The sequence below is a fragment of the Pseudoalteromonas sp. C2R02 genome, assembly GCF_018860845.1.
Classification (GTDB): Bacteria; Pseudomonadota; Gammaproteobacteria; order Enterobacterales; family Alteromonadaceae; genus Pseudoalteromonas.
In genome coordinates, this window is sequence record NZ_JAHKQC010000023.1 from 62,838 (window position 1) to 74,616 (window position 11,779).

General features: G+C 34.7%; 7 protein-coding genes. 3 read left to right on the forward strand and 4 right to left on the reverse strand.

All coding sequences use genetic code 11. From position 1 onward, the window contains the following. Positions 1–16 precede the first annotated feature (16 nt). On the reverse strand, positions 17–2,518 hold the full coding sequence (locus KO527_RS07200) for a PilZ domain-containing protein (RefSeq protein ID WP_216039653.1): 2,502 nt from the start codon (positions 2,516–2,518) through the stop codon (positions 17–19). 243 nt (positions 2,519–2,761) lie between these two features. On the opposite strand from KO527_RS07200, the gene KO527_RS07205 reads away from it, so the two are divergent. Then, positions 2,762–3,703 (forward strand): hypothetical protein, encoded by a 942-nt coding sequence (locus KO527_RS07205; RefSeq protein WP_216039654.1) that lies wholly within the window; start codon positions 2,762–2,764, stop codon positions 3,701–3,703. Between the two features lie 69 nt (positions 3,704–3,772). On the opposite strand, the gene KO527_RS07210 is transcribed toward KO527_RS07205, so the two are convergent. The 3 genes from KO527_RS07210 to KO527_RS07220 all read right to left on the reverse strand — a co-directional run bounded on the left by KO527_RS07210 (position 3,773) and on the right by KO527_RS07220 (position 9,231). Continuing rightward, complete coding sequence (locus tag KO527_RS07210; protein ID WP_216039655.1) at positions 3,773–4,642, reverse strand: AraC family transcriptional regulator; 870 nt, start codon at positions 4,640–4,642, stop codon at positions 3,773–3,775. Between the two features lie 14 nt (positions 4,643–4,656). Beyond that, a complete protein-coding gene (locus KO527_RS07215; RefSeq protein ID WP_216039656.1) occupies positions 4,657–6,156 on the reverse strand; it encodes a tryptophan halogenase family protein in 1,500 nt (499 codons plus the stop codon). Positions 6,157–6,261: 105 nt separating this feature from the next. After that, positions 6,262–9,231, reverse strand: coding sequence for a TonB-dependent receptor (locus KO527_RS07220; protein ID WP_216039657.1), 2,970 nt, complete (start codon positions 9,229–9,231; stop codon positions 6,262–6,264). Between the two features lie 417 nt (positions 9,232–9,648). On the opposite strand from KO527_RS07220, the gene KO527_RS07225 reads away from it, so the two are divergent. Together KO527_RS07225 and KO527_RS07230 are read left to right on the forward strand one after the other, a co-directional pair. Further along, the gene (locus tag KO527_RS07225) at positions 9,649–10,905 is read left to right on the forward strand and encodes an MFS transporter (protein ID WP_216039658.1); all 1,257 of its coding nucleotides are present in this window, start codon (positions 9,649–9,651) and stop codon (positions 10,903–10,905) included. Positions 10,906–10,931: 26 nt separating this feature from the next. After that, entirely contained in the window at positions 10,932–11,777 is an 846-nt protein-coding gene (locus KO527_RS07230; RefSeq protein ID WP_216039659.1) for an ROK family protein, read from the forward strand. Positions 11,778–11,779 lie beyond the last annotated feature (2 nt).

Here is an 11,779-nt window from a genome sequence, read left to right on the forward strand (position 1 = left end):
TAAAGTTTAGTTAACTTTAGCTTATTCTTTGTAACCATTGTTTTTTTCTTTGTTGCATGGCTGAAACTAAACTGGCTTCAATATTAAACCTTTGCATTAACTCATTAGAAATATCTAACATTTCACCCACACCAACAACTGACCACAGCTCATTCTCTAAAACTTTCGCTTTGTGCAGGGCATACTGTGTGATATAGCTTAATTCTTTTGATAAATAATCGGTATCAGGACGACCAGTTCTAGAAATATATACTCTAAAACCAAAAAATAACTCTCGTTTAATGCAAGCGGTTACAAAGCTTTTTTTATTAATTTCATTGGTATCTAACGGTATATAATCAATAATGATTGCTGATTTAATATCTTTTGCGGCAGGATTAAAGCGCAAATATAATTCTAATTGAAATGGCTTGTCTTGGCGCTTCATATCTCTTAATTTAGGCATAAGTAAGTCATTGAGTACATGGCTTGGAAAAATACTTTCAATATTAAAATGTGAATCAAGTAAACCGAATTGACTTAAAATTAAATGTAATGGACTCGCATATAAGCCATGAGCAATTGCGCCGACTGAATAACTAGGTCCTAATTTATGGATATAGAATGGAAATTGGCACACAGCTTTAGTTTGCATATTTCTTAATGCAGTTGATAAGCCTGGTATCTTAGGTGATTCTTCCGATGCTTTTAATTTAGATTTATTATGAGAAATTAATTGAGTGAAAAATGTTGTACCGATATGTTCACTTTCAAGTGTCGGGCGATAGCTTCGTAAGTTAATGATGGTTTTAGTTTTACTAACCGCCATAACTTCATAAGGTAAATTATGTAAGTCATGTTTTTTAGTGATTTTTTGTAGTTCAGGTAAAGCCATCAATAATAGATCGCCATTGACGTATTGAGTCGGTTTAGCGAGTTCAATTTGCAAACCATTTTCTGAGAAGTCTCGGGTTGTACCTGTTAGCTTGCCTTTTTCTTCTTGCTCTAAAACGACAGACGTTTTATATAAATAACGAGTTTCAGATCTTAAGTTTACATACTCTAAAGAAACGACATCAATATTAGGATAACGCGCTTGTTTTGCATGACCAAATTGTTTTAAAGCGTTGGCTTGCTCTTTATTAAACTTATTTTTTTGATACTCAGCTTGTGATTGTTTTGTTGTAATGTCAGTTAATAAAGCCAGGTATTTTATATCTTTAATCACACCTTTGACGCGAGGCGAGGGGGGTTTGTTTAACTTTGCAATTTCAGAGTCTGCGGTTTCAGGTAACGATAAAGGAATGAAGGCATCATCAGTATGGGTCGGCATTACTTGGATTTTAAAAGTTCGCCAGCTTGTTTTACTGCTAGCAAAACCTAAAAATAAACTTTTTAAGGCAGGTGTTTTTTGTAACTCATAATCAGTGGCTGAATAATAATATATTTTTCCTCCAGAAATATGTGTGAAACAATAAAATAAACCCTCTTTCACATGTCCTGGTTGAGACAAAATCTCAGTGAGTCTCGTTTTATGTAATATAGAGCTTAAAATGAAGTTTTTATTTTCATCATTAAAGTAACGAATCGTATCTATATTATTTTCGTTACTGAGTAGTAAGCTAGGTACTAATGTATGGTCACTTTCACTAAAAAATACAGACAGTGATGTGATCCTCGGTAAATAATATTGTTCATAGCCTTTAACAATAACAGCGTCCAGAGTATTGTCTAAATTTACTTTATAGCGGCGCTTATTACCATGAATAAAGCTTCTTAAAAAATCATCAAAACTGGCGCTGTTTTCAGAGAAAGTGCGTTTCATTCGAACGTGATTTGTATCATCATTGATAGCGTCTACTGCAACCACCTCATATTCAACACCTTCTTTTAAACCAAGTTCAAAATCTTGTTCTAAACCAATTAAACGCATTTTTATTTTTTGTTCACGTTTAAACTGATATCTAACAGGCATTTTTACTTTACACCCACTCACTGAAATATCGGAGGTGCTAGCTTCTATAGAATCAGAGGGGGATAATTGAATTTTAACTTTTATCGCATAGTTCATTCTCTCTTCAATACGGGTCTCGTATGAAGCAAACTTAACCATGTGGCAATTCGTATCCGTGGATTGTTCCGGATCAGATTTTGGCTTATTTAACGCTTGTACTTTTGCTTTTTTTTGCAGTACTTTATGATTATTGTCTGTATTAGTAACCGCTTCATATACAGCTAATGTATAATCACCGTGTTGTTTTATTGCTTTTTCAAACACTTCAATGGCCAAATTATCCATAAAGTGTTGCTTACCTTTATATTCGTAAGATCTCACCTCTCCTGTAACTTGGCCTCTTAAATCAATAAAGCGTGCAACAGGTTGCGATAAGCGAGTCATTTCCATTTTTAATAGAAATTGATCAGGTTTAGATAGCTGAGCTGTTTTATTTTTAAAAACAGTATCAAATTTTGCTTTGCCTAAATCAGATTTAAGGTCTTGGATTAAATCTTGATGTCTAAGCAGTACATCATCAGCCATACAAAAGGTTCCATCATCTATATAAAAGTAAGTTTATTGTTATTATTTATTATAATAGCGGCAATTAATTGTCGTTAAAACTAATAATGTATTTTAAAAAGAGATTAATAGTCATAAAAATATAAAACAAGCAAAAAATATGCCTTAAAATATCTAATTATATGACTTCTCAATGAATTCCGTTTATATTCACCTTAGTTTAAATTTTACTGAAGCAGTATATCTGTGATCTATGGAGAGAAAATGAAAAAACTATTAATTGGTACAGCAGTTGTAGCAGCCATTGCCGGCGGTATTGGCTATGCAAATCACTCATTAATGCTAGATGCAAAAGCTGAACTTGATAAGCAACTTGCGATGATAAATTCTGAGTCAGGGGTTAAGATAGATTATCAAGACGTATCAGTGAATGTATTAGAAAAATCATTTTTAATTGAACAAATTAAGTTGGCCGCCCCAGATGGTAGTCATTTTGCGGATGTGAAATCAGTTAAAGTTATTGGTTATGATCCTCAAAAAATAACAGATTATGCCGAATTTAATTTAAAAGAATTAGTCATTTCAGATTCAGTAAAGCAACAGTTACCACCAGGGGTTGCTGATGAGTTTATCAACTCAAAAATCAACTTACTGTCTAGTATGAAATATGACGAAAGTAATAATCATGCTGATTTTAAAAATGAAATACAATCATCAGGTGTTGCTGGTTTTAAGTTTGATTTATCGCTTGCTAATGTAAAAGAATTGTTTGATTTATCAGTGAAGATGAATGAACAGCATAGAGCTCAAGTTGTATCAGGAAAAGAGCAAACACTAGAACAGCAATTCCAACAACAAACACAACTTATGAATGTTATTCAGGGTGTAAAACCTGAAACAGTGAGCTTTGAAATTGCTAATCTAGGAAAGTTAGAGTTAGCTTTGACTCAGTTAGCTTCTGCTCAGCAAATGGAATTAGTGCAATTACAAGAAATGATAAAGCAACAGCTATCATTTTCACCAGCACCTCAGGTATTAAAAGAGGGGTTAACAACTTTTATAGATAACTTAGGCTCTTTAAATATTTCCATTGCAGTGCCTGATAATATGAGCGTTGCAGACTTTCAAAAACCAGAAACGTTACAAAAACTGGCTTCACCTGAAGAAATGGCGAAGTTTTTCAATTTAACAGTAGCTGCAAAATAATAGAAAAGTAGATTAGAGATTGGTAATGTTTAATCTTTAAAGCACAGTATCTTTTAAAAAGCTGCTGTGCTAATCAATTGAAGGTGCTTTTATATTGCTTCTAAAGCGACTGGGTGTATAGCCCTTCATTTTTAAAAAACGTCTATTAAAATTTGATATATTATTGAAACCACATTGATCGCTGATCACGGATATAGGTGAGTTGGAACTAATGAGTAGTTTACATGCTTGACCAATTTTTAACTGATTAATAAACTCAGTTAATGTACGCTCAGTGCGTTTTTTGAAGAAACGATGAAAATGATTGGTACTCATATGAACCATTTCGGCTAAATCTTCAGCATAAATTTGCACAGTGTAATTTTCTTGAATATATTTGATAACCTTATCTAATTTATCAATCTCACTCCGACCTTTTGAACCGTAACTATATTGACTACTAGATAATAGTTTAGTTTGCTGATCTACACACATTAAATCTAATAACTGAACAAGTAAAACATATCGTGATAAAGGTGAAGCATCTGGCATTTTTTTAAATAGCGCTATTGCTTCTATGGCTGATTGATGACTAAACTCTATGCCTCTATGAGATAATTTAAACATTTCTTTAAGTATATTTAACTCAACATTGTCATCTATAATACTATCCATCCATTTTAAAGGGATTTGAGCAACATAAACAATTTGCTCTGTTTTATCTAGATTTTCTTTAGAGTGCCAAGTGTGGGGTAAGTTAGGACCAACAAGTACTAAGTCAGCTTCGCGGTATGATGCGATATTGTCACCGACATACCTGATCCCTTTACTATTTAAAGTAAGGCAAATTTCATATTCTGGATGGTAGTGCCAATTAAAATCTATATTTGGCACAGTGTATTTAACAAAACGCCAAGAGCAATTGCTACTTGGTAGTACTTTTTCACACATAGGTTTCATAAAAATAAATCCATTTATCTTTTTTCTAAAAACTCATTTTGAGTTTTGTAGTTCAAAGCACATCGAGAATAAAACGCTTTAATTGAATCCATTCTTATCTGAACTTCATGAGGTTGAGGGCGCTGTAATGTAGTTGAGTCAGGAAATAAACCCATGCCAGATAATAAACAGTGCCATGACATACTTGTATAATATTTATCTACATTCTGACGATTCAATTGAGCGGTTAAATTCTCACCTTTTCCCCAGCAGGAGTATATGTTTTTCAATGAGTCGGAAATTAGGTGAGGGTTTGCTGCATTCTCTCGCCAATATTGCGTATCTTTGCGGGAATTAGTTTTGTAATGAGTGACTATATAATCTCTGATCCCATCAAAATATTGATTTATATTTGCATTGAAAATGATTTGATTCTTAGGTGTAAACTGACCTTTTTCGAATTCGTCGACAAAAATGGCAGCCGTTTGTTGAACTAAAAATAATGCAGTTGCTTCCAATGGTTCTATGAAACCTTGAGATAAACCAATACAAAGACAGTTCTTATACCAATGACTCTCACGTCTGCCTACCCTCATTTTTAAATGTTTTGCCTCAACATCTGCATCTAATAAATTTAATTGTAACCTGAGTTCGGTTTCTGCTAAATCGGGACTACAAAAATCAGTGCTATATACATAGCCATTACCAGTTCTATTAGTTAAAGGTATTTTCCAAGCCCAGCCATTTTTTAACGCGCTAGAAGTTGTCTCAGATTTCAAAATGGTTTGTTTAGGAGTACTAATAGCAACTGCTGCATTATTAAAAAGTAAGTTACTATAATCAACAAAAGGCACTTTTAGCGTTTTGTCTATTAATGTTGCATTAAAACCAGAACAATCAATAAAAAAATCAGCTTGAAAAATTTGGCTATCTTCTGATATGAGATGTTTGATATTGCCATCAGGTTTTAATTCAGCGCTGCTAATCTTGCTTTGTTGATATTTAATTCCCATTGCGAGAGCTTTATTTTTTAAAAATTGACCTAGTAAGTGAGAATCAAAGTGGTAGCCATATTCCGTTTCGAAAGGAAAATTATAATCTGCAATGGGAGCTAAATTATTTTTAGCTAAATAATGGGCAAAAAAGAAATCATTAGGGTGAGCTACTACATCAGAACCTTTTCGTCTCACTTGTGTATTGAAATAAAAAGCAGAAGTAAATTTATCATCTAATTGTGAAGGAAAAGGATGAAAGTAACTTTCAAATCCCGGTTTGGTTGACCAATTGTTAAATGTAATGCCAGTTTTATATGTTGCATTACATTGCCCCATCCATTCGGATTCTGCAATATTGAGTTTTTTAAAAAATGTTTTTAATGCAGGTGTAGAGCCTTCGCCAACACCTATGACAGGAATATCTTTTGACTCGATTAAGGTGATCTCAAATTCTTTTTTTATCCATGCATGGGCGAATATCAAAGCTGACATCCAACCAGCAGTACCTCCACCAAGTACTATTATTTTTTTATTTGGCATGACAGCCTCATGTAATAATTACCTAAAAAGCCTCCATAGAGTGTATAGAGGCTTTATTGTTTTTATATACGACTTTTGTTCTACTTTAAGTCATTTATTAGAGGTTTATAAACGACCTCTAATACCTAAAGTCATACGACGTTCATAAATATTTTGTGAAATAGTATTACCTGACCACTGAGAATAGTTGTTTTCATATTCCTCTGTCATATTACTACCAGATGCATAAACACTTATATTTTCATTAATGTCGTAACTTGCAGAAAGGTCGATGTAGGTTGTTGCTTCAGTCCAGATAGGAAGCGTGCCAATACCAAATACATTACTATTTTCAGCTAGGCGTTCACTACGATAGTTAGCTGCGATACGGAATTGGAAGCCTGATTTTTCATACCATAAAACAGCGTTTCCTGACTCTTTTGAGTTATCAACGATAGGTAAGGTTTTACCTGCAAAGTCTTCATTACCACTTTCACTTGGTGCATATGTATAATTTAATTGTGCGCCAAACCCACTTAAGAAGCCGGGTAAGAAATCGAATCCTTGCTGATAAGAAAATTCAACACCTGAAATCGTACCACCATTACCATTTACTTCACCAGTAACGACAACTTCTCGACGCACTACGCCATCACCATCTGGTAAGCCCATCATTTGAGAGCCAGTTTCAATAAATGAATCGATTTCCATGCTAAATACAGCGACAGAAACTAAACCACTTGGAGCGAAGTACCATTCCGCACCGATATCCATATTAGTTGAACGCCATGGGTCAAGTTGTGGATTACCGTTAAGCGCACCCGTAACTGCAACTTGAAGATCTGGTGATACACCAAGCTCATCAGCACGATCACCTGCACGACTGCGTCCCACAGATAAACCTCGACCTAAACGACCCAAATCTAAACGTGTCATTGTTTTACCGTATGCGGCACGTACAATAAACTCATCACTTAAGTCAAAAGCAATATTTGCAGCTGGTAAGAAGTCAGAATAGTCTCGCTCAGTTCTTATATCACCATCATCACCATCAGCAGTACAAAGCACACAAGGTGATGCACCAAGCTCATTTTGTAGAATATCTAAATTAGTTTTGATGTATTGGAAACCAACATTTGCGCGATAATCATCTCCATTAAAGTTAGCTTTAAAATAAGCAGTTTGAGTTTCTTCTGTTACTTGATAAGAGTCTTTAGGGCTTGATAGCTTTTTGTTATTTGGATAAATTGCATTTTGGAATGCCCAAGGATCATCCATTACTTTAGGGTCGATAAAATAATAGCTGCCAGAACTTGCAGGACCAAAGTCATTTGTTTGTGTGATCCATTCGCTAGGTAAATCAGTGAAATATTGTGTAGAGCCTAATGTTAAGTCACCATTTGCAACACTTAATTCACCATCTCCATTGGTATCACCTAATGCACCACCTGAGTCTTTCCACATTACATCTCTTGTAATATCCCCAGTTGTCATAGGTGCAACCATGATCCAAGTATTGCGTTCTACATCACGTTTTCCCCAACGAACTCCAAAATCAACTGATGATAAATGGTCTCCTTCTAAACTGTAATTACCATCAAAGCGTAATACATCGAGTGTGGCATCTTCTTCAAAGTTGTTTTCTGAATAAGTTGATACTAAATTGTAACGGCTTAAATCAGAACCAAATGCTTCACCATTTACGCTAGGGAATGATAATGATGGATGAGCGCCTGTTATATCGTATGTTACTTGTGGGCGTTCAGGACCGTAACCTCTAGGGTTCACAGGCTCAGCACCAGAACCATCATTACGACTTAGTCCGTGCTGTGCGCCACTTGTTAAATAACCTTGGGCAACATTTTCTGTATGTGTCCTTTCTGCTTCACCATGTAAGTAACGTACTGAACCAGAAAAGTCACCACCATTATCAAATGCTAAACCTAAGTTGATATTGAGTGAGTTTCTATCATTCGTTTGACTTTCAGAGTAAGCATTTACACGAGGTGCATCTAACATAACAACATCGGATGTATATAAAGAACCACCAAAGTCGTTAGGACCACGCTCTACAGGATTTTGAGGTTTTATCCAACCATAATCAGACCATGCATTATCAGCAACTAAACCTTGACTACGATCAGCATCTTCCATTTCTGTATAAAACACATCAGCGGTGAGTTCTAGTGACTCTGTAAGCGTTGCTTGAAAACTAGAGCTTAAACCCAAACGTTCACGCTCAGAAAAACGGTTCATAATTCCGTAATCAATAAATCCAAAGTAACTATCGTTTGTATCACCATCACCATTTACATCAGTAGCACTTGATGCACAAGGGAAACCACAATCATCGCCTTCTCCATATGCCATAGCCCAGCCTTCATGAGGCGCACCATAACGGTAGTTTGCTAGATTATTTTTATCATAAGAAACTGAAAATAAGGCACCTATTTCATCGCCATTATAGCCAACAAAACCTGTGTATTTGCCATCATTTTCTTCTGAAAAAGAGCCTGTAGTCGCTTCTGCTGAACCGGCAACAGTAAATCCTTCACTTAGATCAAAAGGTCGTCTTGTTTGCAGATTCACAGTACCAGATATACCGCCTGCTAGAATATCTGATGTAGGTGATTTTAATACATCCATACCTGATACTAATGAAGAAGGAATATCAGTAAAGTCTGGTTGGGTTGTTGTGATTGAACCTGCGCTTAAGAATTGTTCGCCATTGAGTAAAGTTCCAACTTGAGGCATACCACGTACATTGATAGTTGCACCTTCACCAGCAGAGCGACGAATTTGAATCCCTGGGACACGTTGCAATGAATCTGCAATTGTAATATCAGGTAGTTTACCTATGTCTTCTGCAGTAATTGAGTCAGAAACACCATTTGCAAAACGTTTTGTATTTAAGCTCTTTTCTGTAGAGGCACGAATACCTCTTACTTCTATTACTTCAAGGTTCTCGCCCTTAGTGCCTTGTTTTTCTTCTGCGATAGCACCAAATGATAATAAGCTTGCTGCTATGCTTAGTGATAGAGCTGATTTTTTGAAAGAAACGCCTCCTGACAGCGCTGTCTTTAGGTTGGTATTCATTTATTCCATTCCCCTAGTTATCGGTAGTTATTTTTAAATTATGTTTATGTTTAGTTATTTTGGAAATAACAACCTTAGTGTGCAGAGTATTGCGAATAAATAGTGATACTATTTTAGCCTTTATTAGTATTTTTCTATCAAGTTGATAACCTTGTTTTAACTCTATTTTTACAGGTTTAAAGGGGCTGTGATAGAAAAGTATAATTATTGAATAGGTTAGTATCTCTTTTGATGATGTTTGCATGCAATATTGAAAATAGAGATTAACGATATCCAAGCACTTGATATTGAGTTACTTGGTTAATCCCCTTATATGTTCTGCCCAGTGCATATATAGTTTTTCTCTTTGTTAAACCTGAGCTTTAGTTAAATAAACTAAAGCTCAGGTTGTTTAATTTAAAAAACCGAGAGAAAATCATGAATAAAAATAAAGTAGTCGTTATTTTGGTTTTATTAACCTTTTTTGTTATCTCATTTATAACAAATATCTTAGGACCTATTTTTCCTGCATTGATAGAAAGTTTTAACATTGGTTTTGTTTTAGCGGGTTTCTTTCCTTTTTCTTTTTTTATTGCTTATGGGTTGATGTCTGTACCTTCGGGGATGTTGGTACATAAATTTGGTGAAAAGCGCGTTATTTTAAGTGCTTTCATTTTAAGTTTTATAGGTGCCAGTTTATTTTCCTTGTTTCCAAGCTTTTCAATCGCTATGTGTTCTTTATTTTTGATTGGTTGTGCTATGTCTATGTTGCAAGTTGCTATTAATCCATTATTAAGAGCCAGCGGAGGCAGTGAAAACTTTGCTTTTTTATCTGTATCAGCACAGTTATTTTTTGGCTTAGCAGGTGTTGTTACACCTTTAGTCTATTCAAATGTGATACAAGAAATGTCGAAACAAACAGCGTTAGGTAATATGTTTAATGCTTTAGTTCCCAGTAATATGATGTGGTTATCTATGTACTGGATTTTTGCAGCGCTTTCGTTATTAATGATCATTATTGTGTTATCTATCTCAATTAAAAATGTTAAGAAAACACAAGAAGAACTTATTGCACCTTGGCAAGTTTATCCTCAATTGCTTAAGCAACCAGTTGTAATCAAATTTTTCTTTGCGATTGTTTGTTATGTCGCGGTAGAGCAAGGTATTGCGAATTCAATTTCACTATTTTTACAGCAATATCATGGTTTAGATCCAAACTCTGTGGGTGCCGGAGTAGTTAGTGATTTTTGGCTTGCACTAACTTTTGGCTGTTTATTAGGCCTGGTTTTATTAAAAATATTTGATGCCAAGCATGTGCTAATTGCATTTAGTTTGATGGCAATGCTGAGTTTTAGTGGTGCTTTATTTGGGAGTGCTGAAATTTGCGTCATTGCTTTTCCTGCAATTGGCTTCTTTTTATCTATTATGTGGTCAGTATTATTTTCATTAGCACTTAATTCTTTACCAAAAGATCATGGTTCATTTTCGGGCATATTATGTACAGGTATTTTAGGTGGTGCGATTGCTTCCCCAGTAATTGGTTTATTAGCCGAATCTTTTGATAGTTTAAGGGTAGGTATGTTAATTATTTTAGTACCACTCATTTATATCTTTAGTGTGGGAATTTGGGCTAACCCATTAGTAAAAAATCAAAGAATTCAGTTTTCGAAATCAAAGAAAATTCAAACTGTGTAAGTAATAAAGTCTTATTTGGAGTTAAAGTGGATAGTAAAGTTTTATGTATTGATCTTGGTGGTACTAAATTAAGTTTGGCACATGTATCTAATGGTGATATTACAAACCAACAAACTTATAAAGTACCCTCACTTGTATCATTATCTGAGTTTAATCAATTTTTGTTTAATGCAATCGCGCCCTTTGTGACTAATGAGGTAAATGGCATTTCTATCGGGGTACCTAGTCTAGTTGATATGTCATCAGGTAAAGTTCTAGAAACGGTCAATATTCCAGCATGGCAGAATATTGAAATTAAATCGCTATTGGAAAGTCAGTTTAAGATCCCTGTTATTGTTAATAATGATGCAAATTGTTTTGCTGTTGGTGAATATCATTATGGTTTAGGGAAGCCGTGTAACAACATTATAGGTGTATGTATGGGCACAGGTTTAGGTGCTGGATTGATATTAAACGGCAAGCTATATACCGGAAATTATAGCGCTGCAGGTGAGTTTGGTAGCTTTCCTTATTTAGATGCAACGATTGAAGATTATTGCTCTGGTAAATTGTTTACCAATTATTTTAACACTTCAGGCGCTCAGGCTTTTACAAAAGCAAGTGAAGGATGTGATAAAACAATGGAAATATTTAAACAGCTTGGTTGCCATGTTGGGGCTGCATTACATCAAGTCATTCTTTCTTTTGATCCGGATAAAGTCGTTTTAGGTGGCTCGGTAAGCAAAAGTTTTAAACTTTTTCATAATTCAATGATGCAAACTTTAAAAGGTTTGGCACATCCAATTTTATTCAAAAATATACAAGTTGTGCAAAGTGAATTAGAACATGCCGCTTTATTAGGTGCTTACAAAATATTTATCGATGAAAAGTAGAA

What these genes read in the sequence shown, in the direction of transcription:
- KO527_RS07200 (WP_216039653.1), bottom strand. Translation starts at nt 2,518, where the DNA reads ATGGCTGATGATGTACTGCTTAGACATCAAGATTTAATCCAAGACCTT.
- KO527_RS07205 (WP_216039654.1), top strand. Translation starts at nt 2,762, where the DNA reads ATGAAAAAACTATTAATTGGTACAGCAGTTGTAGCAGCCATTGCCGGC.
- KO527_RS07210 (WP_216039655.1), bottom strand. Translation starts at nt 4,642, where the DNA reads ATGAAACCTATGTGTGAAAAAGTACTACCAAGTAGCAATTGCTCTTGG.
- KO527_RS07215 (WP_216039656.1), bottom strand. Translation starts at nt 6,156, where the DNA reads ATGCCAAATAAAAAAATAATAGTACTTGGTGGAGGTACTGCTGGTTGG.
- KO527_RS07220 (WP_216039657.1), bottom strand. Translation starts at nt 9,231, where the DNA reads ATGAATACCAACCTAAAGACAGCGCTGTCAGGAGGCGTTTCTTTCAAA.
- KO527_RS07225 (WP_216039658.1), top strand. Translation starts at nt 9,649, where the DNA reads ATGAATAAAAATAAAGTAGTCGTTATTTTGGTTTTATTAACCTTTTTT.